The following is a 23,923-nucleotide window of genomic DNA, read 5'->3' as shown; positions in this document are numbered from 1 at the left end:
ATGAAAAAGGTAATAAAAGGTGATGAACCGCCGCTATTGATTGCTTTTCGAACGAGAAAACCTAATTTCTCATGGCAAAAATGCAAGTCAAACACTGCCCGAAGAGATGAAATTCAAAATTACCTGCGACGTGATCAAGGGGGAATTTGCGCCTATTGTGAAATTGATCTGTTAAAGCGAGACGTTGAGGACGAAGAGTCAGATTTTCAAGTTGAACATTTTCATCCTAAATCAGATAAAAGCACTGCACATAACTGGGCATTAGATTGGGACAACATGCTTGCTTGCTGTTTAGGCGGTAAAAGTAAAAAGGTAGTTGATGCGGATAATCGACATACCAATCCCAATTTACGTTGCGGCGCATTAAAAGATAATAATGATTGGGATGATGTCATCTTAAATCCTCTTCATCTTCAGCATAGTACGCTTATTTATAACTTTCACCGTACCACGGGTGAGATCTCCGTGAATGAAGAGAGCTGTCGTTTAGCTGGTGTTGAGATTGAGAAAGCCCAAGCCACTATCGATAATTTGAACTTAAAAAGTGAACGGTTAAACCGATTGCGAAAAGAGCGATTGGCACATGCCAATAAACGTTTGCAGGCATTAGTTGCAACAGGAATGACAGTGACTGACGCGCGACAAAAGCTTGCTCTCGCGACGATGAAAAAAGATGGCAATGATTGCTGGCCGAAGTTCTTTTCTGCACTGAGGTGTTATTTGGGAAAGGCGGCAGAAGAACAATTAATCGCGATAGAGTATGCGGGTTAACACAGTATCATGAGCAAACAGATCACATCAGATCAATTACAGCTGGTTTATGATTGTGGCTACATGTTCGCGTTGCAAGAGATTACACTGGACCAAGTATTAGAACAGCTAGTTGGCTCATTGGATATGAATCAGACATCAGTCACTAATTACATGCGCAACTTCGTAGCTTTTAGTGAAGGTAAAGTATACAAGCGTGCAATGAGCGCCTTGTCCTACGAAATCTTTTTATCTCGCTTCTATAAAGACCTTTCCACCTCTGAATTTGAACAGGTAATAAAGTCCGTTGAACTGCACCTTGAATACCAACTAACTGAATCAAATGTTAAGCATCATGATGTTAGAACACTGGTTGACTCATATAGAGCCAACCTGGCTTAACAAGCCGTAAGTCCAATTTACCCTGATGAGGTCTCTAGCCAACCTTCAGAGTTCATCGAAGGAGCGGTTAAACAAGTTACCATCAATGCCTATGAGCGCAACCCTAAAGCCAGAGCGGCTTGTATAGAAAAGTATGGTGCCACCTGCCAAGTCTGTGACCTTAACTTTGAAAATAAGTACGGTAAGATAGGCAAAGGCTTTATTCATGTTCATCATAAAGTTGAACTAGCGACGATTGGTGAAAATTACCAAGTCGATCCTGTTAATGACTTAATCCCAGTTTGTCCTAATTGTCATGCGATGCTTCATACAGAAAAGCCAGTGATGGACATTGAAAAGTTAAAACAAATTTTAGCCACAACTAACGTCATTTGGAAAAATTAAGGTAAGCAGGTTAGTAACCGTATTGTATGTAGATACGGGACTGGTTTTATCCTATTTGTTACGCTTTTATGCCATGTGAGTGATGGTTACTTAAAAGTAATCTCAGCGCACTAATGCGTTAAGTCTGCTATTCACTAGATCAGTTTTTACTGAAGTAATACCATAATACCATGCGCTCGATATCATCGGCTAGGTTACTGCCAGGTTTGATGTTCTCTTGAGGAAGTTCGAAATAACAGGTGAACAGCTCTTTTAAAAACGTCGTGATTTGTTCATATTCAGCAATGGTAACGGCTAGGGCCGATTGAGTTTTTGTTTCAGTATGCCGTTGAGGCACTGACTCGTGGGTATCGAAGCAACAAATTTGAAGTGGAAGCCTTTGGGCTTGAAGAGCGGTTTAAACGCAATGAGCTTTTAAGGTTTCTGTCAAACGGATACGCTAGAGGGATAAGTATGACTTTAGGGTAGCTTTGAGATCGGTTTTTACCTGGATTTGTTTCAGGTCATTCATAACACCCAACTCATAAATCTCTGAGAGATACCGGTTTACTTTTTTGGTGTTGATTTCGTTGGCATAACGATCCCACTTAATTTCTGATAAACCGCTAATTTTATTAGTTAAGTTATCAAGGCCGACATCATTAATCACAATAGACTCAATAATAAGTGCTTCACCTTCGGTTAAATCCTCTGCTAATGTGATGACCATTTCCTCTATATCGTCATCACTAGCATTGCGAATAATATTTACAATCTGCTGTTGTTTTTTATCTCGGCTCCAGCGTGATGTGCGAAATGCAAGATTAATATGATCAAAAGCACGATCGTTTTGACCTTTTCCAACGTAAAACACGAAGTCGTTTTGACGCCAATCAACTAGTGCGTAGACGTAGTAATGAGGGCTTATTTCATTTGACTTAAATAACTTTGAAAACATGTAGCATTGTGCCGAGAATAAGAATAGTTGTAGCTTACTGTAACAGGTGTTATCGAGAAGCACTATACTGTAAAGTTTTTGAGATGATTATCACAAAAACAACATGTGCAACAAGTTGTATATTCGTAAAATCCGAACAACTATAATTCAAATAATTTCAATGAGATAGACTGAACCTCCGACCTCCTCACCTGCTGTAACTGGTTGTTAGTCGCTTTTATTATAAACTCACTCCACCAGCTCATAATTTCTTTCCTTTGTTCAAAAAAGTCGGAGCGGTTATAGCTCGCTCTTGTCGTATTTTTGTCCATATGCGATAGGCAAGCTTCAATATGCAGTGTGTCAAAGCCTTGCTCGTGTAGGGCGGTTGATGCAATAGCTCTTAAACCATGTGCAACGAGTTCATCTTTAAACCCTAAGCTGCGTTTTAAAGCTGCATTGGCTGTGTAGATGCTTATATGACTCTGTGGGTTTCGTTCACCAGGGAAGACGAATTCTTTACCGCCACTTTGAATTCTGATTCGTTCAAGAACGGTAATAGCCTGCTCGGTTAGAGGAACTCTGTGTTCACGTCTACGCTTCATTTCTTCAGCAGGTATGGTCCAGCATCGGTTTTTTAAATCTATGTCTTTCCAGCGTGTTCTTGCCGCTTCTTTTGGACGTGCGATTGTGTGCAACTGCCAAAGTAGCAGTAGTTTGGTTTTATCTTGGATGTTTTCATTTTGTTCCAATCGAGACAAAAAGTCGCCTAATAGTTCAGGACGAATGGTAGGCATGTTTTCAACTTGGTGTTTCTCAAATGAGTGGAGCATCTTTGTTAGAGGATTAGCGGCGATGACATCGCTTGCTACAGCGTACTCCATTATTTGATTTAGACTTTGGCAAATTCTTTTAATGGTTGATAGTTTACCGTCGGTTTCCAATGGTCTCAGTGTTTCAATAGCATCACGTCGACTGATCTCACTTATGGGAAGTGCGCCTAAATGGTCGAATACGTATTTTTCCAATGTTCTCCAGGTTCGTTCTGCATGAAAGGGACTAACAGATTTACGTTTTCTTTCAAACCACATCGTTGCAACTGCAAGAAAGTTATCGTTGTGCTTACGCAGCTCTTCAATTCTCTTATCTTCTTTAAGGCGCTTAGGGTCTAAACCTTCCGCAATTTGTTTCCGATATTCTGCTGCTTCTAATTTGGCGGCTGCCAGTCGTAAAGAAGGATAGGTTCCCATCGAAATTTTGGTTACTTTACGCGTTACAGGGTGACGGTACTTAAACTGCCAGGCTTTCGTTCCAGTTCCTGCACTGGAGCGTTTAGGTCGAATACGGAGCTGTAAGCCCTCTTCAACAGTGTAGGTATATTCCTTGTCTTTGATAACTAGCGCTTTGATTGATGTATCTGTAATCCGTTTAGCCATAATCATAATTACATAGATGAGAGAATAGAGACCATTGTATAGCAAACTAGTCTGGTGGGGTACCAGGTGGGGTACCAAAATGTTGAATTGGAGTGGAATTTACTGGAATGTTTTGGGATGGTGATTATTTATAAGTTTCTGATTTTGTTGTGATTGTGGTATTTCCTGATTGTTCTTGGAATTTTAATGCAGGTGCCCCGGAAACCATTGAATAGACATAGAGACAAACCTTGATAAATATATTTGCTGCACATTGTAAGGGTTCGCTAGGGCGTGTAAAGCGCTATGTTGTACCTGAAGCCATGTCTTTACAGTGTTATCTAGGAGCTATGGATGTCGCCTGACTAGATATGGCAGGAGTTTCCCTGCCATTTAACAACACTTAGTAACAATGGATGAGAGTGTAGGAACGACAGAAAGTTCTGGTTTGACGGATTATTTCCTAGATCGAGACTCTAAGAAATAGGTCATAAATAGCATGTATAGCAAGACTAAAAATAGCTGGAAAATGCGAACGTAGAATTTGTCATCCAATGCGCCGCTGCTTATTGATGTTCCCATAAGTACATTGAACCCGGTAAAGGCCGTAATATATATAGGCGCCTTTTGTGGTTCGGTATAAATCTTTATTCCGAAAAGCGTAATGACACTGAGTACAACCATCATATATACATACATATTAGGTGCTAAAGATATGATGAGAAAAGCGACGAATGTAATTAGACCTGCGAGGATGTTACTTGCTGTGAAAAATAACGCGGTCTTACCGGACGTTTCACTGCTAGCCATTAACGATAATAACATTACAAATGCAACGGTAAGCAGTATCTGAGAAAGTTGAAAATAGAAGTAAAAGCATACGAGCGGAAACGAAATCACCCATGCGCGCACAGCGGCTGTCCACCGCATTTCTTTGGTCAGTAGGGATGCGGGAAACCCTTCAAAGTCCGTCTTCTCTTCTTCTGGAAAATAAACGTGCGAAAGGGCGTACAAAGCGACGGCCAAAGTGCCTGAAAACGCAAAACCGATTCCTACATTAAGCGCGGATGCTTGATCGATTATCGTTATAGATGGAAGTAATATCAGTTCGATCATTAGGAATGTTGCGAACATGACCCATTTAGGGTCGGTAAACAAATAGTATGCCCAAAGCATCCCGAGTGTGAGTGTAGAAAGAAAGGCAATTTTATACTCAGGTAGCCCTGTTGATACTGCGAATCCAATAGCAGCGGTGGATAGAAGCGCGTAGGCCAACTGTTTGACATGGAGAATATGAAATTGAGGCTTATCAGCGATAAATTTTGCGGTCAGAAGTGGCGTGCAAAAAGCTAATGGCCAGTTAAACCATAGTGCAAGGAATGTTGCTAGGCCGACTGCCGTGACGTAGCGAAAAATCCTACGCTCTTGTGCTTGCTCTATTTTATCGAACATAAGAGAACAAGCTCACTATATTAATCCAGGTTTTTCCAAGCAGGTTAAATAGAGTGTTTTCGCCAGTATAAACGATGACATCTGCTTGGCCTCCAATTCGCATTGAGTGGATCGCCGATGGCTCGTTTATTTTAATCGTAACTGGAATACGTTGTGTGTCTCTTAACCATCCATTTTGGTTTTGTACATTCGCAAGGTCACCAAGTTGTTCGTTTTTACCCCATGTGACCCCCAAGTCGATTGAAGAAACTGTGCCTTTGAATGTCGTGCCTGGAGCAAGATCTAATGCAATTTCAACGTCATCGCCTGGTTTTATGTTACCGAGACTATTTTCTCTAAAATAAGCTTCAAGCCATAAATTGTCGCTTTCGACGAAGGTGATCAATGGAGAGCCTGAAGAAGCGTAAGAACCTTCTGATAAGCTCAAGTTGGTTACCGCACCATCTGAAGGCGCTGATAGGGTTGTGCGCGATAAGTCCAATTGGGCTTTTTGTAATTCAAGTAGTGCTGATTGTATTTGGGCATTTTCCTCTCCCTCAGGACCCACTTGAGCTTTGGCTTTTTCTAGATTAGCGCGAGCGTTCATGACTTCAGCATTAGCTTTATCAATCGTGGCACGTGTTGTATCGGCATCAGACTTTGATACGACCCCTTTGTCTGCCATAGCCAATACTCGTTGACCCTGACGCTGAGCATTTTGTTGTGCAACTAATGATGTTGTGAGTTGTGCTTGAGCGGAAATAATACTGGCCATTTGCGCCCCAACTTGCTGCCCGGCGATCTTCAATTTTGCTTCTGCTTGTTTAACGGCTATTTCATAGTCGGTAGAGACAATTTTGAGTAACACGTCGTTTTTTTCAACGTTAGTGTTTGCAGTAATATTAATTCTCTCTATTTGTCCTGATACTTGCGGTTTTAAGGAAATGACGTTTCCTTCAACCCTAACGTTGTCGGTAGTTGGAATAATTCTGTCTGAAACTACAGCGATGCCGATGGAAAGGATGGTGAATGCCAATAAACTGTTTGTTGTTATTTTAACCTTATTAATTGGTTTCTTTTTTTGCGTTTCGGTGTCGACTTTTTTTATTTCTGACATGCGAGGCTCTCAACTTAAGATTCTGATATGTAGGGATTTAGGTGTTCTACTCCCGTCAATGAACCATTAGATTATTAATGAGGGAGAGAACTGTTTTTAAGACGAACATAAGGTCAAATATCTTGATTTAATGGCCATATCGTGACATTGAAATTTTTATTGACGTGATGAAATTGAAATCTATTCTCAGGAAGAGTCCAATCGGCATCAATTAAAGTAGTTATTTTTGATGTGTCACCAAATGGCAAGCATGGCGTTAGATGAATGATTAACATCACTTTTTGAATATTAATTGCAGTTAGTTTAATAGCTCGATAACTGCAATTTATATAACACTAACGTTAAATGGAACTGGATATGAAACTGATAAAGACTCTCGCGTTATCTATGATTGTGTTGACTGCCAACGCGTATGCAATCACAGATGCCAGTAAGATTGGCGCAAACTCAGGTGCTATGAATTACTGCTACGATAACTTTTCTGACCTTAGCCAAAATTCTAAATACAAAATTCTAAAAATGAAAACCTATGAAAAATATCGAGATCTACCTAGTGATGAGCGTGCACGAGCGTTATTAATGAAAACGGCAGCAGAAGAAGGCGAGTATTTAGGGGATCCTCTGGATAAGAATCGATGCAATAGCCTAAGAAAGATGCTTTATATTCAGTACAACTAAATAGTATGAATTTAGCCCCTTATTCAATTTACTAATAAGGGGCTTTCTAATTCTTAGGCAGGATTTTCAACATATCAACGTGAAGTGAATAAGGTCGGAAGGTGAAAGCATATGAATAGAGGAGTACCACTTGTTCGCACAGATTGTATTCATGATCTAGCTGAACTCTTTAGTGAAAAAGATATTAATGTCCATTCTTTGATTACTGGCGTAAAAGCACCGGTTGACATACAAACATGTGCATTCCCGTTTATACCTGAGACTGTTTTACTCAACATAATCAGAATGTTTGGTGAAAGTGTTTCGCTGGATACATTTGTGACTCGTGTTTGGTTAATGTGTAAGAACACCTATATACCTGGCGTGATTGCTCATTTGGTTAAAGCAAGGGAGGGCACTGTAAAAGAAGCACTAGAAGAATTCTGTGAAATCATTCGATATTACTCAAGCGGAGTTAGAATATCTTTAAAGCTCCATAATGATTGTTACTGGTTAGTTCGTGAAAAAGAGGGCGCTACACAAGACTGGTTTAAGTACGCCGAGATATTCTCGATCATTTTTCTGGATGAGTTGGTAACAGCTTTGACAAAACAAAACAGCAAAGAAAAGTATGTGACAATTGTTAGCCCACATACGGAGTGCTTTTTTGAATGTTCAAAGTTAGCACATGTTCAGTTTTTCACACTCCGTTCAGTCACAGGTATTCGCCTAAATAACGAACTTTTGAATCAGAAAGTTAACTCACTAAAAAAGTCAGAACGAAGAGTACTCACAGATCGAGAAGGTATCCCTAGTGATTTCTTGTGCTCATTCAAATATGCCATGCAACCATACTTGTCGATGGGAAAGTTACCCATATCAACGGCTGCGAACATATTGGGAATGAGTCCTAGGACTATCCAGAGGCGCTTACTCGGCGCAAGTTTAACTTATCGCGAAGTGTTAGATGATCTTATTTTAAATGAGGCTCAGGTTCGACTGAAGCACTCGGATGACTCAATAACGTCAATAGCAACCAATATCGGCTATGGTGAGTCTGCTAACTTCACTCGTTTCTTTAAACGCAAAACCGGTTTTACTCCCTCACAGTTCCGCAGTAGACATCAGTGCTTATAGGTTGGTGTTTATGGGGAAGCATTATATTTGATTCAATACTCGATATCTTGTTTTTAGAAGTGACACTTTGCTTTCTTTTTCTTGCCATAAGAACTTTAGCAAATCGTATTCGCGTGGCGTGATATGACAATTCCTCAAAGCCCAGATCCAATAACATTATTGGGTAGACAACAAATAGAGGAATCATCATGTCACACCGTTTTAATGAATATCGCTTACCACTTGAAAGCTCTCTGAAACATGCAGTTTCTTACCTAGAATCTTTAGCAGATAGACCGGTAGATAAAGGTACAACCTCACAAGCTTTACGTGAATCTATCGGCGGAGATTTACCATTGCGACCAACAGACCCATCACAAGTGATTGATGAAATGGTAAAGAATGTCGATGCTGGTTTAATGGCATCGGGTGGTGCACGTTTTTTTGGGTACGCGATTGGCAGTTCGTTTCCTGCTTCACTAGCAGCAGATTGGCTAGTGAGTGCTTGGGACCAAAATGTGCCTTATTACGTTTCTAGCCCTGCTATGTCTGTTGTTGAAGAAACAGCGGCAGAGTGGATGGTTGAGCTATTAGGTTTAAATCAAGGTACGGCGGTAGGTTTCACTTCTGGTGCGCAAGAAGCTATATACACCGGTTTGATAACCGCCCGCAATACACTGCTTGAACGTGCTGGTTGGGATGTAGTCACCAAAGGCTTGTTTGGAGCTCCTCGTATTAACGTTGTTGTCAGTGACCAAATCCACTCAACGATAAAGCGCGCACTGTCAATGATTGGTATCGGTCTAGAAACAATCGTCAAAGTGCCAACAGACGATAACTTACGCATAATTCCAGACAACCTCAAAGCGACTATTTCTGCGCTAGAAGGTCCAACTCTCGTTTGCGCACAGGCTGGCTGTATTGATTCAGGTGCATTCGACCCATTTAATGAACTGGCTGATGCCGTAGAAATGCATGGTAATGCATGGCTACACGTAGATGGTGCAATTGGTTTATGGGCAGCAGCTAGTGATAAACAAAAATACCTGTTGAAAGGGATTGAGAGAGCAGATTCTATTGATACGGATGGCCATAAATGGTTCAACATGCCGTATGACAGTGGAATGATCATCGTAAAAGACGCCGCAGCGCTATCTAAGGCTATGGGTGGAAGTAATATGGGTGATTACCTTAACGATGCAATGGAAAAACCAGATCGAAACGCAATTAACTTTGGTATTTCTGCATCAAGAAGAGCACGTGGCGTTCCTGTGTATGCAGCGTTTAAATCATTAGGTAAAGAAGGGATTGTTGAGCACATTGATCGTTGTACTGAACTAGCACAGCGTATGGCGAAAAAACTTTCTGCAGTAGAAGGAATCACGATTCTGAACGATGTTGTATCCAATCGTTTCTCAGCTCAATTTGGTCAAGGTGATGATATCTACCGCAATGAACTCACGGATCGAGTTGTTCACCGTTTGCAGGAAGAAGGAACGCTATATCCATCAACTTCGGGCTACAAAGGCTTAAAGACGATGCTGTTCTCGGTTTTGAGTTGCCATACTTCGATGGAAGATATTGACCTTTCTGCTGAAAAGATCATTGAAGCATACCAGACGGAGAAAAAATTGATGGATAATGCAGCATCTTAATTCATCCTTCAGAGAGTAAGTCCCAATTGAATATTGGGGCTTTTTATTAATTTTCATCTAATACATGAGTTATGGAATCCTCTACTTATAGGGTTTTGAAAAATAATTATGGAGTTAATTATGAAATTTAAAGCTACGGTTTACCTATTGTTTTCATTAATATTAGTGGGTTGTTCTGGTTCATTTATCGTTGATGAGCACGTTATCTCTACAGATGGTGAACATCGATTATTTGAAATTGATAGAGGTTTCGAGTTCGTTGGCTATTTTGATTATACTAAGGTTAATAGTAATAATAACAGCGTGTTAAGTACAAATCATACAAAGGTTAAAGTGTTTTTAAGTAACAGTGGTGAGACTATACTTACACAGATTTCGAATTGTAGTAACTGTGATTTTGATTTAAACCGTAAAGGCAATAAAATATTAAGCTACGCGAATACAAATCGAAATACGTTGATGGTTAACAGAAAAAACATTAGTGATTTATACAAGCTACATCCTAGTTATATTTCCAAATTAAATAAGTTGCTACCGTTGGGAGATCAAGTCAATAACATTAATAACTATTGTTTTGACTATTATGAGCTTCCTCAAAGAAGAAGCAATATTAAAGTCGGAAAGCTTGAGTCTTGTGATATTCCTGTCTCGACAATATCAATAAAACACATCAAAGTAATATGATGTGTTTCATTTAAGCAATGCTAAACGCATCAGCTATTCACTATCTTGAGATGAATAAAATGCGGTTATGTCTTTCAAATCTTGATCATTGAGCTTACTCAGTTGTGCTTGCATCATATCTGCGTAGTCGCCTTGTCTGTCTCCGTTTTGATACGCTTTCATTGCATTAAAGAGATAGAGGGGATCTTGACCTGAAAGGTTTGGGTAGGTGCTATTAGTTGATGGGCTGGTGGGGTTATGGCAAAACACACAGCTTGGAGATTTCATTTTACCTAGAGCAGAGTTTCCAAAATCAGCAGCATAAAGGCTAGGCGAAAGGGTAAGCAAGATCAAAGCGAAGGGATGGTAAGTCACGGTTTTACTCCATTAAAAGCATGACAATAAAGCTTCCCCTTAGGGGAAGCTCAAGGATTATTTGTTCTAGATGAACACTTAATATGGTTTATGGTGCTATTGGTGATTTCTTAGGCAAGTCGTGAGTCAATCGGATCACCTAAACTTTTTGAAAACAGTTTTTCGCCGACTAGAAGAGTGCAGGGAGATTTAGGTTTTCTGAGATCGGCTGTTGTTGAATTTTAGTATAGAAAATTACTAAGGGGAGCGGGGATCAAGCTTTGAATTGAATATTCATGTTTTGAATTTCATGTCTGGTTGTATAATGTTCTCTAAACTATTGATAAAATTTGCTTTTCTTATTGCTTCTTTTCGGTTATTGACGTTTATTTTTTTATATATGTTGTATACGTGTGTTTTTACCGTACTTTCTGAAATAAATAGTTCGTTTGATATTTCTAAATTTGAATCTCCTCTTATCACTCGCTTGAATATTTGAACTTCTCTTTTCGTAAGGCTAGATAGTATTACCTTCGACTTGAAAGTGTAATCGTGTCTATTAGTTAAAATATGTGACATTAACTTTCTCGGCAACCACAAATCGTCGTCACACACTGTTTTTAAACAACGGGTAAGGTGATCAATAGGAGCGTCCTGATAGATGATTCCTTTTATATTAAACAAGTTGAATAGTTGCATTACAGTAATACTCTGTCCGGTAATGTCTGCAGGAACATCATAGACTACCCATTTATTAGATTCTATTCTTGATAAGATGATGCTGATATCTTCGATCTTTGCCAAGAGTAAGTAGCTAATAAGGACGACATCGAAAGTTTTATGGTTACTCGAGCGCCCAATGCTTGTCATACATGCTCTGCTAAAAGAAAAGTCACTGTATTTTTCTATTTCACGCTGAATAAACTGGTTGTTAATACCATTGTCACCAATTAGGAGCATGTGCTTTAAATTATCTTTACGCATAACTTATTCCGAGCCTGGCAAATCATGTTTTGATTCTATGACGTTGTGTTTTATAAAATTGAGCTCTACGGCTTAATTTTTACATAATTGCATAATTACGGTTGCTGTGAAAGTCGAGGTTCAATAGAAATTTGTAATGTATCGTTATATTGTCCTCCTGGTTTGTTCTCTGTTTCACCTATAACAAAGCTTAAAGGAATCGGTTGACCAATCGTAGCCGAAAGACGTTGAATTCTTACATCCAGTTGCTCAAGGTTTACTCTGTCGTTATCGAGGGATAATTGATATGGAATGTCCCATTTGGTCTCATTAGATTCATGACGTAGCATTCCTTGGTGGGATGATTCCAATACGATGGTATAAGCTGTATTGCTTTGAACCCATAGGTTAGGTGCAGAACGAATAACTTTGTTTGAATATAATGTTCCAAGATCAAGGTCATAATGTTGTTGGGTTAATCCATAAAAATGAATTTTTGCAGCAGGCGGAACGTTAACAGAGACCGGGATGGAGCTAGGGCTAATTTCTATTTGTTTACTATTTGATATATAAGAAGGTGAGACTTCCAATAACCCCCGATAGGTTCCTGATGCTAACCATTGCTTGCTCGGGAATCGCATTTGTATCGTTGCCGAAGGATGGCTATCGGTTAATGATAAGTGCCATTGATTAGCCACCGGTATGCCAATCTGCCCTGACCACTCAAAGTTGAGTTTGTCTTGGCTAGACCCTTTTAACGAGCGACTGGTATCGTTAAGCTGCAAAATTAAGGTTAACTCGCAGGGCTCGCCAATTATGTTCGCATCTATTCGGTAAGTGTTTATTGTTGCGAATGTGCCTGCGCTGAAAACATCATATTGTGATTTAGATGAGACGGGTTGAATAGTTAACGCACTGGCTTCACACGCCAATGCCGAAGGTACATGGTTTATGGCGATGAGGAACAAGGATCCCCAAAGAACTTGTTTATTCCACATAAACATCTCCTAGTCTTATCAAGTTGTCACTGCGTTCACTGAGGGTAATGATGACTGACTCTTGTTCTTTAGTGTCGAGTACCAATTGATATTTACCTGGCTTTAATCCAGAGATAGCAAATATGCCGTTACGGTTGGTAAAGAAGTCAATTGGCAACTGCTTTGCTTCACCAAGGTAATGTGCTACACCAGCGACAAGTGAAATAGGGTTGTTACTTTGACGATCGAATAGCTTGCCAATAACGGTTAATACTGCATCAGATCCAATTTGGAGTTGGAAGCCCCGTTTATAACCAGGCTTAATCCAAAAAGCACCGTCACCTAAGTCATACCCTGGCGGCAAGTTATCGACCTCGTAACTGACTACTTGGCTGTTGTAAGCAACAAGGTCAGGAACCATGGCACTTGCATCTCCTTTAAGATAAACGCGTGCGTATTCACCATCTTTTGTTGGGTCGACAGCCACGTCATTTTTTGCGAGGCTTTCGTGCTTGCTAACAATAGCAAAGGCTTCGCGCACCGGTCTGCCGATCGTCACAGATGAACCTGCAAAAGCAAGGGCACTACTTATAGTCACGTCAGTACTGTGGTTTCGTGTTTCACCACTAATATCTTCAAGCCGTGAAGCGTGGGTCGCATTCAACTCATAGCGGTTTGCCGTGTAGTTAATTCCGGTATCCATATCGGCATCCGTTTCTTCGTTATTAATGACACTCGCAAACGCTGATATCCCCCCTGTGTTACCAATATTATTTTGATAGCTGTAATCTAAGGCGGCTTCATTGAGTTCTGTGGTGTATCGACCGACGACACGAGTTTGTCGACTAAGAGGCCAGCTAACGGTGACTGTAGTGCTGATATCATCGTCTTCGGTTGCGTTATGCCGATAGTTAACGCGTGCACTCCAGGTGGCGGGAGTATCAAACAGTCCGTCCGATAAACTCGGGCTAATCAGCCAATAATCGTTCTCTTTGTCTACTCCTGAGCGATAATTGAGGGTCATGGCGGCACGTAAAGACTGACTAAGGTAAATAGAGCTGAATGCAGATACATAATGGGTGGTTAAATTGATATCGATATCGGAAGCATTAAACCCTGAGACCCCAGTAAAATTGTTGGCCAGATATTCATAACTGAAACTCAGTTGTGGAGACAGAGTATTCGTATTGGAGAACTCCGCATCGAATGCAAATTTGTATGCGTCGCCAGTTCCAAATGTAGGGTGTTCGCTACGCGAAGCATTGAGCTCAGTGACGCCCCATGTAGAAGCGAGTAACGCGGTGGCACCATATTGGTAAAGATCTTTACGGCTTTGAAAGTTTGTACCCAACGTTAACCAAGGGTTAATACCCACATCGACATAACCATGGAAAATACGCTCATCGGTAAGGTATTCTAGTTGTCCATTTTGTAATTCAGAAGGCGCTCCATACATGATGCTATATTCAAACTCACCGCTATTTAGCAAATCGTTACCGGTTGCAATAGAAAACTCGATGCGTTCTTCATTACCTGAGCGGTCGGTGATGACGAGTACAATATCATTGCTACCTTGCGCCAGGGGTATATCACTAAGGTTATAGCTACCAGCGCCTAGGGTTAATCTTTGGACTGCAATCCCATCTATATAGACATCGACATTTGATGCCCTTTGAAGGGTAAATGATTGATTGGCTCGTGGTCGCGCATTTCTGGTTGGAATGAGTGTGAAATCTCGAGTTAAGCCAATACCAAGTATGTCGGTACTGTCCTGAAAAGATTGACCACTGTTGTACATATCGCCGAGCACAAGTCGTGTGCCTTGTTCTGCAAAGTCAATATTAAGGCGAGATCCTTCTCTCACGTATCGCGAATCTTGTGATGAGCTGTTTTCTAAGTAGGATTCATACTCAAAGTTTAGAAAACCAATGTTAAGTGCTGAGTCGAATTGACTGCGATAGAGATCCTGCCTTGACGAATTCTGATCGACATATTGGGTCTCATTGGCCGAAAGGGCAAAGTTAACGTATCCACTTAACAAATTTGGCTCAACATAGTTATAAAAATCATCTGCGCCGTTCATAGACAGTTGTTGGGTTAAGCTAAATTCAGGCGGTACCGTCACGATGCATTCTAATGAAGAGAAATCGAAACTCAGACCTAATCCTACACTCTCAAAATGGTGCTGAGACAGCATCTCATCGTCTGTCGTGCCATTGAGTCTCCCAATACCTTCTTGAGTTACGACGGATGAAAGGAGTGAAAGCGTACTTTCCTTCGGTAACAAAATTTCGTTGTTTGCGGTAATGATAATGTCTGCTTCTCCCAGTATGGTGTCACTTATCCTTAGCAAAGAGGTAAGTTGAATATCTCGCCCTGTTGGGTTCAAGACCATTTTCTTGCCCCAAGCTGCGGGGCTTAAGGCGGCACAATAAAAAAGTACTAATCCCAAGATATATAAAACTTGCCACATCTTGTGATGGTTTTCAGTTTTCATGCCCATGGTAAGTGCCCATTGGTAAGTAATTTAAAGAAGAAGGGAAAGTAATAGTGGAGCGTGGTGGAATAAACTGCTCACCTAAAGCCTCATGTACTTTTTGGCTTTGAGATTCGAGCCCTGCAAAATGAAGTAACGACGTATAGGTAAATCGCGATCCTGAATTAGTGAGTGTTAGCTTGCCTTGTTCATCTATGCGCAATTTCACGTCAGGCTCTAACGACGATGAGTGAATGTGCAGCAACGCATTGTAGTGAACTTGTAAGTTGATACCGGTTGTCAAACCGATGGGTTTATCTATTCTCGCGTTGTTCTGTCCAATATTCACGGTACTGAAACGGATGAAATAACTCTGAGAGGTTTCGAGAGTTCTGTTTCCCAACCATTGTATACGGAACACTTGACGTTCTCCGGGGGCTAACATCGCGGCAGGTGGAAACACAAACACCTCTTCACTCGCTAGCTCCGATGTCTCGAATGTACCATCAGATAAGAATTTTAATCGACGAACGTTAGCTTCAAGTGGGAGAGCTTGTGTTGAGTTGTTAGTCACAACCAGTTGAGATGATGCCCGGTGATCTGTGTTGAGCTCAATGACGGTTGGAAACAGTGTTATGCCCAACGTTTGTGCACACAGAAAGCAATAGATGAGCGTTCCCCAAATATAACGTCTCATTGCTATTGATCCTGCTCTATTTCAATCGTTAGGTTATTCACGTTGTAATTTTTAAGAGGCTGCATTTCAAAATAACGAGTGGAGTAGGGAAGGACTAAAGTTCCCGGAATACGCTTAGCGATTTCTACACCTTTTAAATAGATTGAGTTTTTACCATCAGATATTTTCCATGTTGTATTGGTTAATCGACCATAACTATTGCCACTGTTAATTACTTCAAGAACCCATTTGTTCCTTTTGTCATTTTGTTCGATACTTTTTACTTCAAGCTGAGAAACCGTGTTCTGAGGTCGGACGTTGATAAGCGTATTAAACTGAAGTAAAAGACTTACTTGCCCTTGGTTGCTGCTTGCTCTTTGAACTTTCACTTGCTTCACAGCAATTCGATACGCTTTAGATTCTGTGATGGAAGGATCGCCTAAATAGCGCACCATAATGGATTGTGATCGTCCAGGTTCAATAATCGCGGTCACAGGAATAACTAATAGCTCGTCATCAGCAGGAGTGGTGGTCTCTTTGCCATATTTGTCCATTGTCATATATACCGGAGACAACTCAACCGTGAGTGGTTCTTGAGAAGAGTTCTCAACCCTCATGGTCATTTGAGCTCTTTTTCCAAGCGGCGTCATTTCCATAGACATCGGTTCTACTTTGAACGCATGAGCGGACAAACAAGTGAATGACAATAGGAAAAGAACGATCCATTTATGCATGATCCATTGATACATAGCGAAGAGCTCCAAATTAAACTTACGTCGTTGAGATTGAGGCTGAGATTAAGTCGGAGGCCAATTAATAGCCCCCGACTTATTAGCCTCTAATTTGAGGTGATATTTACGGTTAATGTATCTGAGTAGCCACCTGCCCATGGGGAGGTTTCTGTCGTCACAATATCAATAGATGCGGCAACACCTGTCGCTAATGCGCCAGAACCGCCATAAGAATTACTGACTGAAACGTCATTTAGACCTGGGCCTCCTGGTGCATTAAGCGTGAAAGGAGCTAAGCCTGAAGGATTAAATGTTGCATCGTATGTAAGAGCGTAGTCTTCACTATCATCTGACTCTAGACCACCTTCAGCACTTGTCAGTGTCACCGTTGCACCATCGACGTCATTACACTTCATGTTAAGACCACTAACAGAAAGGTTTTGAATTTGAGATACGTTACCAAAGTCCATCAGTTGTGTTGAAAGACCAGTAACCTCACATACAGGTGAAACAAATCCCACTAACTGGACATCACCAGGAGCGGCTTGGGCTTGAGCACCAAAAATAGCTGTGACTGTTGCTGCGTAGAGTGTTAGCTTTTTCATTAGAAATTCCTTTATCTTAAATGATTGGCTCGAATACTGCTGAGCGTATGTTTTTCTGCAGATACATTGCAGAGTTTTCACTTCGTCACGCTATGAATCGAAGGGTAAACTTCGATCTCAATAACGTCTTGATAATAACCTGCGTAACGCAAGCTATTTTCGAGTGCTACCCTAAGATTCCCATGTTGAGAGAACGGAATAACACCAGAACTGTCTATCATTACTGGTGAAGTAAGTTGGCTGCTGTGCCTACTTTCATGAAGACGAATTTCATCTATTTGTAATGACAAATTGTAATTTTCAATAATATCAACCCCTTGATGTTGATATTTTAATCCTCCATATTTTGAGTTAATCGTTATACCCAGAGGACGGTTACAATAGATATTAAAAGGCAACGATTGCACATCACGGTGTTCCGTAAAATTCATGATATTGCCAGAAAAGAAGTTTATTTCGCATCGGTCTTTGATCTGGCCGCTAATTCCTAACGTTAATTTGTTAGCACTGGCATATAATGAAAGTGACAGACTGAAAATTAACGCTGAGATGATTAAGTTATGAAGAATTCGAAATGCTCTAACCATAATCTCACCTCTCAACGATTGAATGTAACTTGTTGCTTAACTTTGAAAACTATATGTGCTTTGAAAAATGATGAAGTAGTAAAAAAAGTTTATTATTTAAGGAAAGTATGAGTTTTGGTATGATTTTAACCTGATAGGTAGCGGCTAAATTACGAGGTATTAATATTATATTCAATTAGATAGAGGGATTTCACCCCAAATTTGGTTTGACGAGGGGATTTTATTTAATTGATAATAATAGAAGTATGGTCTACGTCGAGTGTGTTGAGTTTTGCGATGGGCTACTGTCATCACAATTATGGCAGTGTTATTAACGGAAATACTAACTTGAAAATTTGATTTATAAGTTGATTGTAGCGGTTATAAATTGTAATGGTGGAGAGTGACTATCTACTATTTCTTTATTTAAATTAGTTGTTTAAATAAATGATATAGGACAGATTTATTCTATTTTTAATTACCTTGTGCGTGGTAATTAAAAACTTTAAATGTTATCACTAAGTTATTTACCTTTAGCGACCATTCAATGTTCTATGTCACCAATGCAAGTCAAACGTAAGCGATAATAGAATGCTGAAATGTGGTGGATGATTCTTAGAAGGTATTCACATAGGCCAAAACGAGATTGCGTTCTGTTCCAGTCAATCTAGTGTGTTTTTTAGAAAACCAGCAGGTGTTGAAGGTTATTTTGGCTGTGGGAATGTTTAACGAATTTGTTAGAAAAATTAAAGCTTCCCAAGGGAAGCTTTAGTCTTAATTGCGATAGAGGCTCTTCTCGTTAAGAGTTAAAGCGCATTTTCTAGCTTTGTTAGGAAAGTACTGATGTCTTCTGAACTGATATCTCTATGAGTAACAAAGCGAACAGGATTCCCTGGTGACATCGTAATGCCTTGTTCGCTCAGCTCGCGAGCGATTCGGTTTATATCCACGGACTCATCTAACTTCGCAAATACAATGTTGGTTTGAATTAAATCAGGGTTAACCGAAAAACCTTCTAGCTTGCTTAAACCAATCGCTAGGTTTTTTGCGTTCGCATGGTCTGCTTTAAGCTGAGTCACGTTCTCTGTTAGAGCCATCTTACCAGCTGCGGCAAGAATACCTGCTTGGCGCATACCACCGCCGACCATTTTGCGTAGTCGACGTGCTTTAGCGATGTACTCTTTGCTGCCAAGAAGTAGTGAACCGATTGGAGCGCCTAAACCTTTCGATAAGCAAATCGTCATAGAATCGAAGTGTTGTGCGATCTCTTTAATGTGAACATCTAACGCGACTGCCGCATTGTAGACGCGCGCTCCATCTAGGTGCATTTGCAAGCCATGTTGGTTTACGAACTCACGAGCTTCCTCTAAATAAGACATTGGAAGTACTTTACCATTAATCGTATTTTCTAAACTAAGCAGCTTAGTACGTGCAAAGTGGCTGTCGTCTGGCTTAATCGCAGCAGCAAGTTTTTTAAAGTCTAGTGTGCCGTCTGCGTTGTTCTCAATGGGCTGAGGTTGAATAGAACCAAGTACCGCAGCGCCGCCAGCTTCGTACTTGTAGTTGTGCGCTTGTTGGCCACAAAGGTATTCGTCACCACGCTCACAGTGCGCCATTAAACCAAGTAGGTTAGCTTGCGTGCCAGAAGACGTGAACATAGCGGCTTCAAAGCCTGTTTCGTCTGCTGCCCACTGCTCAAGCTCGTTTACTGTTGGGTCGTCACCATATACATCATCGCCGACTTCTGCGTTTGCCATTACATCGCGCATTGCTTGTGAGGGTTTAGTTACGGTATCAGAACGAAAGTCCATGTTTCTCTCCTAGAGTATTATAGGTAGCCGCAGAGTTGGGCTTTACTTAAACAAGCGATAGTTTTTGTATCGGTGATTTGATCGTGTCGTATTTTGTTGTGTAGTTCTTCTAAGCTCAGCTCGATCACTTCTATGACTTCATCTTCATCACATTCAAAGCGGGTAGTGAGGCTTAGGTCTTTTGCGACGAATAGATGCTGTATCTCATCGCAGAAGCCAGCTAAAGGCGTAACTTGCCCTAAACTTTGAAAAGAAGTTGCACTGTAACCTGTTTCTTCTTCCAGTTCGCGCTGCGCGCATTCAAGAGGTGTCTCATCAATTTCCATAGTGCCTGCAGGTAACTCTAGAAGCCACTTTTTGAGAGAAGGGCGAAATTGGTTAATGAGGATAATCTTTCCAGACGAAGTGATAGGAAGAATAACGGCCGCGCCAGGGTGGTTGATTGTTGTATGTTTTACCACGACGTTCGTAGGGAGCGTCACGTTCTCTTCTATAAGAGAAATACTTTTCCATTGATGGATAACTTTACTCATGCAGTCTGGCCACATTCCTTGCCAATTTATCGATAACTGAAGACGTGCACCACCATAACGTCTATGGTGTCGAAAATAAAAGAAAAATTGGGTTTAGTTATAGATTTCGTTTTGCGCCGTTCGTGATGTTACCCTCATATTTGGAATCTATGATTACATGAAAATTACGACCCTAACCATCTGATATAAATGCAACTCAATAATAAAATACACTTGTAACAAAGTGCTAACAAATGTATAAAAACATATCTACACTCTCAACAGTTAAAAGATTTCCGGAGTAACGCATGAACCCTTCTATTTCCTCACATGCTGACAAAGCGCTACTCTCTGAAAGAATCAATAAATTAGCGCATGCTCTATCCGATGGTGTCTATGAAAGAGAAGACACGATTAAGCTCTGTTTACTGGCGGCTCTCGCCGGCGAAAGTGTATTCCTATTAGGCCCTCCGGGCATCGCAAAAAGTCTTATTGCTAAACGCTTGATCCAAGCTTTTGACAATAGCAGCTATTTCGAATATTTGATGACACGTTTCTCTACGCCAGAGGAAGTGTTCGGTCCGCTAAGTATCCAAGAATTAAAAGATAACGGTCGTTATGTAAGACTGACTGAAGGGTACCTACCAACAGCACAAGTTGTGTTCCTTGATGAGATCTGGAAAGCAGGCCCTGCAATCCTAAACACACTGCTTACTGTAGTGAACGAAAAAACCTTCAAAAACGGCAGCGACATTGAGCGTGTACCGATGCGCTTGTTGGTATCTGCATCTAATGAACTTCCAGACGAAGACAGCGGCCTGGAAGCGCTTTATGACCGTATGTTGGTTCGCGTGTTTGTAAACCGTATTCAAAACAAACAAAACTTTAAATCGATGCTGACGACTGGCACATCTCAAGAAGCTGTGATTCCAAAAGGCTTGGCGATCACTGACATTGAATACCATCAATGGCAGAAAGATCTCGACAAGTTAGAGCTGACCGATAACTCGTTTAACAAGCTGTATGAACTGAAAACCATGCTTGAGGAAACAGTTAAGAAGCAAGGTTCTGCATCTGAGTCTGATTTGTATGTATCCGATAGACGTTGGAAGAAAGCCGTTAAGCTATTGAAAGCGAGCGCCTTCTTTAGCGGGCGAGATAGCGTGAACCCGCTAGATATCATGCTTCTGCAAGATTGTTTATGGCATAGCCCAGAATCACGAGATGTGGTTCGTAGCGTGGTTAAAGACTTTGCATTGAACCGTGCGTTCGATCAGCAAGAGTCAAAAGCGCAAATCGAAATGTCTCGTGAAGAGTTAGAAGAGATTCAAGACGATGTTGAATCGACGCTATCTGTTTCGCTTTCTATGGAATCAACCAGCGGCTTGTTACGAAAAGACGTTTACCAGAATGATATCAAGAACGCGAAAATGTACAGCGTGGGCAGTGCATACAATCTAGTTAAACTGGTTATGCTACAAAGCAACATGTCGGTGTCTGAATCAGAGAAAGGCGATAGCCGTTGGGTATACGTAGCCAAAGACGATTTTGATCGTGTTCTTAAAGAAGGTCACGGCGATATTTACGGTTACGTAAACGAAAATAAAAACCTATGCCGTTTAAAACTCGACTTAGATGCCTCGAACCAATTAGTGATTAAAGACATTGCCAATCGCTCTGTCTTGGTGAGCGTTGTTACCACAGATGGTTTGGATCAAGAACTGTATAACAAGTGGTTAAGTGGGGCTGAAAGAGCGCTAGAACAGTTAACCGAAGCGGAATTCAAGTTAAAACGCGTTCGCACTGAATTCCATGATGCGTTACCTCATAACTATATTGACCCTGATTTACCGAAAGCGATGGAAGCAAGTTTGCAAGCGGTAACGCAAGATCTTGAAACAACCAAAGTGAAGAGCAGTAAGATTGCTCAGCGTATTAAGTTTATGAGCCAGTACTTCGAGTAAGGGGAGAGCATATGTTAGGAGCAGACGGCTTAAACCTCGCTTTGATGGTGGCTGATTCAGGAATCATTGATACAGCGATGAATGATCTCATCGCTCGTTCTCAAGTCATGATGGCTGCAGAGAACAAAGGTGTGAAGACATCAGTGAAAAACCACTTAGTGAAATGGCGTGGTAAAGTAAAAAAACGCGTCACTAAAGTGTGTGAAACTGATCGATTCCAAGAGGAGATCGCCCTTTACCAAAAAGTGATTTACTGGGATGAACCTCAGTTCTTTGATGAGATAGACAGTGTTATCAAAAAGCTTGAGTGGCACTCAGCGTTTTATCTACAAGCTAGACGCCTTATGGAGAACAATAAGGGCGTTTATAACGCGATGTTTCCACACTACTTTTGCGACCAGTGGTACCAATCACTATCAGATGCGATCAAGCAAGCTCAAGTAACCGAACTTGAAACGAGCAAAGAAAAAGTCTTAGCCGATCTTTACCAGCGCATGGAAACCATGAAAAACATGGACAAAGTGACGGAGTCGGGTGATGAAGGCAGTGTAGGGCGCTTGTGGGATATGGCATCTGCCAAGTTAAGCAAAACAGACCTTACCATCATGAAGCGTCATGCTGAGTTCTTGAATAAGCACAAGGGCTTGCAAGAGATCGCTGAAAAGCTGGGCCGTATGGCTGGTGAAGAAGATGATCCTTCGCTTCACAAAGCCCCTGTAGAAGAATTGCAGATGGTTGAAGAGAAGAGCGATGAGGCCGTCGATGATATTGTTGGGATTCATGAAAGTGATGACCTGAACAAAATGCTGCCAAACGAAACCATGTTCCTAGCCTATCCTGAACTTGAGGTTATCTTTTACAAGCACTTGGCCGACAAGCGTTTACTGAGCTATCGCTCGCAAGGTAAATCACGCACGTTACGTAAAGTGAAGGCGCAAAAACCAGATAGCAAGAACATCGATATTGAAAAGGGCCCGTTTATCGTCTGTGTGGACGCTTCGGGCTCTATGAGTGGTTTCCCTGAGCAGTCTGCTAAAGCTATGGCTTATGCCTTAATGCAAATTGCTCTTGCGGAAGAGAGAGACTGTTACGTGATTCTGTTCTCTTCTGAGCAGATTACTTATGAGTTAACAAGGCAAGATGGCTTACGTGAAGCGAGCGACTTCTTAAGTTACTCATTCCACGGCGGTACGGATCTAGAACCTGTTCTTATGAAGTCGATTGATTTGATGACGGGTGATAAATACAAGAATGCCGATTTAATCGTACTTTCGGACTTTATTGCACCTAAACAATCTGACGAAATGATTGCTCAGGTTGAAAAGTTGAAAGAACACAAAAACCGTTTCCATGCGGTTAGTCTTTCTAAGTATGGTAACCCTCAACTTATGACGATGTTCGACCACTGCTGGGCGTATCATCCGAGCCTTGTCGGTCGTTTCATGAAGAAGTGGTAGCGCTAAAACATCTTATTTAAATCGATTTTGCTGTGTGTTTTTTGATTGAAGAGATCGAACATGCAGCAATTTGATTTAAATGTCAGCAAACGGAATTTAAATTCACTTTTTTGTTTGACTATCTCTCCCCAATCCGTAAAGTAGGCACCCGAACACAGCGGTGAGGCTTACCTAAGTCCCTAAAGTGTTGAATTAAAAAGGCGCCTTGGCAGAGTGGCTATGCAGCGGATTGCAAATCCGTGGACCTCGGTTCGACTCCGGGAGGCGCCTCCATTCTTTCTCTTAGTTTGATAAGTTAAGAGACACTAAGAATGAAAATGCGATA

23 protein-coding genes and 1 tRNA gene are annotated in these 23,923 nt (G+C 41.0%); 10 read left to right on the top strand and 14 right to left on the bottom strand.

What is annotated here, in order from left to right:
- Genes FTW16_RS22560 through FTW16_RS22550 form a run of 3 tightly spaced genes read left to right on the top strand, consistent with a single transcriptional unit; the run spans position 1 to position 1,536 of the window.
- Positions 1 to 771, top strand: a complete 771-nt coding sequence (locus tag FTW16_RS22560) for a retron system putative HNH endonuclease (RefSeq protein ID WP_146492511.1) — start codon at positions 1 to 3, stop codon at positions 769 to 771.
- A gap of 9 nt (positions 772 to 780) precedes the next feature.
- Positions 781 to 1,152 (top strand): hypothetical protein, encoded by a 372-nt coding sequence (locus FTW16_RS22555; protein ID WP_146492510.1) that lies wholly within the window; start codon positions 781 to 783, stop codon positions 1,150 to 1,152.
- 15 nt (positions 1,153 to 1,167) lie between these two features.
- Complete coding sequence (locus FTW16_RS22550; protein WP_146492541.1) at positions 1,168 to 1,536, top strand: HNH endonuclease; 369 nt, start codon at positions 1,168 to 1,170, stop codon at positions 1,534 to 1,536.
- A gap of 439 nt (positions 1,537 to 1,975) precedes the next feature.
- Here FTW16_RS22550 and FTW16_RS22545 read toward each other — a convergent pair whose 3' ends face one another.
- From FTW16_RS22545 to FTW16_RS22530, 4 genes are all read right to left on the bottom strand, one after another.
- Positions 1,976 to 2,473, bottom strand: coding sequence for a GIY-YIG nuclease family protein (locus FTW16_RS22545; protein WP_146492509.1), 498 nt, complete (start codon positions 2,471 to 2,473; stop codon positions 1,976 to 1,978).
- Positions 2,474 to 2,613: 140 nt separating this feature from the next.
- Positions 2,614 to 3,888, bottom strand: a complete 1,275-nt coding sequence (locus FTW16_RS22540; protein WP_146492508.1) for a tyrosine-type recombinase/integrase — start codon at positions 3,886 to 3,888, stop codon at positions 2,614 to 2,616.
- Positions 3,889 to 4,323: 435 nt separating this feature from the next.
- A complete protein-coding gene (locus FTW16_RS22535) occupies positions 4,324 to 5,319 on the bottom strand; it encodes a DUF2955 domain-containing protein (RefSeq protein ID WP_146492507.1) in 996 nt (331 codons plus the stop codon).
- Positions 5,309 to 6,415 (bottom strand): HlyD family secretion protein, encoded by a 1,107-nt coding sequence (locus FTW16_RS22530; protein ID WP_146492506.1) that lies wholly within the window; start codon positions 6,413 to 6,415, stop codon positions 5,309 to 5,311. Before FTW16_RS22530 ends, FTW16_RS22535 begins: the two co-directional genes overlap by 11 nt.
- Positions 6,416 to 6,772: 357 nt before the next feature.
- Between FTW16_RS22530 and FTW16_RS22525 the strand changes: the two genes are divergently transcribed.
- From FTW16_RS22525 to FTW16_RS22510, 4 genes are all read left to right on the top strand, one after another.
- A complete protein-coding gene (locus tag FTW16_RS22525; protein ID WP_261383511.1) occupies positions 6,773 to 7,093 on the top strand; it encodes a hypothetical protein in 321 nt (106 codons plus the stop codon).
- A 111-nt stretch (positions 7,094 to 7,204) separates the two neighbouring features.
- Complete coding sequence (locus FTW16_RS22520; protein WP_146492505.1) at positions 7,205 to 8,209, top strand: helix-turn-helix domain-containing protein; 1,005 nt, start codon at positions 7,205 to 7,207, stop codon at positions 8,207 to 8,209.
- A gap of 188 nt (positions 8,210 to 8,397) precedes the next feature.
- Positions 8,398 to 9,843: a pyridoxal phosphate-dependent decarboxylase family protein gene (locus FTW16_RS22515; protein WP_146492504.1), complete on the top strand. Its 1,446-nt coding sequence runs from the start codon at positions 8,398 to 8,400 to the stop codon at positions 9,841 to 9,843.
- A gap of 120 nt (positions 9,844 to 9,963) precedes the next feature.
- Entirely contained in the window at positions 9,964 to 10,527 is a 564-nt protein-coding gene (locus tag FTW16_RS22510; RefSeq protein WP_146492503.1) for a hypothetical protein, read from the top strand.
- Positions 10,528 to 10,560: 33 nt separating this feature from the next.
- Here the strand turns inward: FTW16_RS22510 and FTW16_RS22505 are convergent, their stop codons facing one another.
- The 10 genes from FTW16_RS22505 to FTW16_RS22460 form a co-directional block, all read right to left on the bottom strand.
- Positions 10,561 to 10,881: a c-type cytochrome gene (locus tag FTW16_RS22505; RefSeq protein WP_146492502.1), complete on the bottom strand. Its 321-nt coding sequence runs from the start codon at positions 10,879 to 10,881 to the stop codon at positions 10,561 to 10,563.
- A gap of 273 nt (positions 10,882 to 11,154) precedes the next feature.
- Positions 11,155 to 11,844, bottom strand: coding sequence for a helix-turn-helix domain-containing protein (locus tag FTW16_RS22500; RefSeq protein WP_146492501.1), 690 nt, complete (start codon positions 11,842 to 11,844; stop codon positions 11,155 to 11,157).
- 95 nt (positions 11,845 to 11,939) lie between these two features.
- A complete protein-coding gene (locus tag FTW16_RS22495; protein ID WP_146492500.1) occupies positions 11,940 to 12,821 on the bottom strand; it encodes a hypothetical protein in 882 nt (293 codons plus the stop codon).
- Positions 12,811 to 15,195, bottom strand: a complete 2,385-nt coding sequence (locus FTW16_RS22490; RefSeq protein ID WP_146492499.1) for a fimbria/pilus outer membrane usher protein — start codon at positions 15,193 to 15,195, stop codon at positions 12,811 to 12,813. The genes FTW16_RS22495 and FTW16_RS22490 overlap by 11 nt, the downstream gene beginning before the upstream one ends.
- 91 nt (positions 15,196 to 15,286) lie before the next feature.
- A complete protein-coding gene (locus tag FTW16_RS22485) occupies positions 15,287 to 15,973 on the bottom strand; it encodes a fimbria/pilus periplasmic chaperone (protein ID WP_146492498.1) in 687 nt (228 codons plus the stop codon).
- 2 nt (positions 15,974 to 15,975) lie between these two features.
- Positions 15,976 to 16,701, bottom strand: coding sequence for a molecular chaperone (locus FTW16_RS22480; protein ID WP_146492497.1), 726 nt, complete (start codon positions 16,699 to 16,701; stop codon positions 15,976 to 15,978).
- Between the two features lie 89 nt (positions 16,702 to 16,790).
- Entirely contained in the window at positions 16,791 to 17,288 is a 498-nt protein-coding gene (locus FTW16_RS22475) for a hypothetical protein (protein ID WP_146492496.1), read from the bottom strand.
- Positions 17,289 to 17,365: 77 nt separating this feature from the next.
- Positions 17,366 to 17,890, bottom strand: coding sequence for a hypothetical protein (locus tag FTW16_RS22470; RefSeq protein ID WP_261383508.1), 525 nt, complete (start codon positions 17,888 to 17,890; stop codon positions 17,366 to 17,368).
- A gap of 770 nt (positions 17,891 to 18,660) precedes the next feature.
- Positions 18,661 to 19,665: a low-specificity L-threonine aldolase gene (gene ltaE, locus FTW16_RS22465; protein ID WP_146492495.1), complete on the bottom strand. Its 1,005-nt coding sequence runs from the start codon at positions 19,663 to 19,665 to the stop codon at positions 18,661 to 18,663.
- 17 nt (positions 19,666 to 19,682) lie between these two features.
- A complete protein-coding gene (locus tag FTW16_RS22460; RefSeq protein ID WP_146492494.1) occupies positions 19,683 to 20,198 on the bottom strand; it encodes an NUDIX hydrolase in 516 nt (171 codons plus the stop codon).
- 287 nt (positions 20,199 to 20,485) lie between these two features.
- On the opposite strand from FTW16_RS22460, the gene FTW16_RS22455 reads away from it, so the two are divergent.
- From FTW16_RS22455 to FTW16_RS22445, 3 genes are all read left to right on the top strand, one after another.
- The gene (locus tag FTW16_RS22455; RefSeq protein ID WP_146492493.1) at positions 20,486 to 22,141 is read left to right on the top strand and encodes an ATPase RavA domain-containing protein; all 1,656 of its coding nucleotides are present in this window, start codon (positions 20,486 to 20,488) and stop codon (positions 22,139 to 22,141) included.
- Positions 22,142 to 22,152: 11 nt separating this feature from the next.
- On the top strand, positions 22,153 to 23,598 hold the full coding sequence (viaA, locus tag FTW16_RS22450; protein ID WP_146492492.1) for an ATPase RavA stimulator ViaA: 1,446 nt from the start codon (positions 22,153 to 22,155) through the stop codon (positions 23,596 to 23,598).
- Positions 23,599 to 23,797: 199 nt separating this feature from the next.
- A tRNA-Cys gene (locus FTW16_RS22445) sits at positions 23,798 to 23,871 on the top strand.
- Positions 23,872 to 23,923: the final 52 nt, after the last annotated feature.

Origin of the sequence: Vibrio sp. T20 (assembly GCF_007858795.1) — a bacterium.
Classification (GTDB): Bacteria; Pseudomonadota; Gammaproteobacteria; order Enterobacterales; family Vibrionaceae; genus Vibrio; species Vibrio satsumensis.
The sequence above is the reverse complement of the archived record's forward strand: the minus strand, read 5'-3'. Positions and strand labels throughout refer to the sequence as shown.

Coding starts and splice junctions, on each gene's coding strand:
- FTW16_RS22490 (WP_146492499.1), bottom strand. CDS start 15,195: ATGGTCTTGAACCCAACAGGGCGAGATATTCAACTTACCTCTTTGCTA.
- FTW16_RS22525 (WP_261383511.1), top strand. CDS start 6,773: ATGAAACTGATAAAGACTCTCGCGTTATCTATGATTGTGTTGACTGCC.
- FTW16_RS22495 (WP_146492500.1), bottom strand. CDS start 12,821: ATGTGGAATAAACAAGTTCTTTGGGGATCCTTGTTCCTCATCGCCATA.
- FTW16_RS22455 (WP_146492493.1), top strand. CDS start 20,486: ATGAACCCTTCTATTTCCTCACATGCTGACAAAGCGCTACTCTCTGAA.
- FTW16_RS22555 (WP_146492510.1), top strand. CDS start 781: ATGAGCAAACAGATCACATCAGATCAATTACAGCTGGTTTATGATTGT.
- FTW16_RS22480 (WP_146492497.1), bottom strand. CDS start 16,701: ATGTATCAATGGATCATGCATAAATGGATCGTTCTTTTCCTATTGTCA.
- FTW16_RS22530 (WP_146492506.1), bottom strand. CDS start 6,415: ATGTCAGAAATAAAAAAAGTCGACACCGAAACGCAAAAAAAGAAACCA.
- ltaE (WP_146492495.1), bottom strand. CDS start 19,665: ATGGACTTTCGTTCTGATACCGTAACTAAACCCTCACAAGCAATGCGC.
- viaA (WP_146492492.1), top strand. CDS start 22,153: ATGTTAGGAGCAGACGGCTTAAACCTCGCTTTGATGGTGGCTGATTCA.
- FTW16_RS22560 (WP_146492511.1), top strand. CDS start 1: ATGAAAAAGGTAATAAAAGGTGATGAACCGCCGCTATTGATTGCTTTT.
- FTW16_RS22475 (WP_146492496.1), bottom strand. CDS start 17,288: ATGAAAAAGCTAACACTCTACGCAGCAACAGTCACAGCTATTTTTGGT.
- FTW16_RS22545 (WP_146492509.1), bottom strand. CDS start 2,473: ATGTTTTCAAAGTTATTTAAGTCAAATGAAATAAGCCCTCATTACTAC.
- FTW16_RS22485 (WP_146492498.1), bottom strand. CDS start 15,973: ATGAGACGTTATATTTGGGGAACGCTCATCTATTGCTTTCTGTGTGCA.
- FTW16_RS22540 (WP_146492508.1), bottom strand. CDS start 3,888: ATGGCTAAACGGATTACAGATACATCAATCAAAGCGCTAGTTATCAAA.
- FTW16_RS22500 (WP_146492501.1), bottom strand. CDS start 11,844: ATGCGTAAAGATAATTTAAAGCACATGCTCCTAATTGGTGACAATGGT.
- FTW16_RS22460 (WP_146492494.1), bottom strand. CDS start 20,198: ATGAGTAAAGTTATCCATCAATGGAAAAGTATTTCTCTTATAGAAGAG.
- FTW16_RS22510 (WP_146492503.1), top strand. CDS start 9,964: ATGAAATTTAAAGCTACGGTTTACCTATTGTTTTCATTAATATTAGTG.
- FTW16_RS22520 (WP_146492505.1), top strand. CDS start 7,205: ATGAATAGAGGAGTACCACTTGTTCGCACAGATTGTATTCATGATCTA.
- FTW16_RS22535 (WP_146492507.1), bottom strand. CDS start 5,319: ATGTTCGATAAAATAGAGCAAGCACAAGAGCGTAGGATTTTTCGCTAC.
- FTW16_RS22515 (WP_146492504.1), top strand. CDS start 8,398: ATGTCACACCGTTTTAATGAATATCGCTTACCACTTGAAAGCTCTCTG.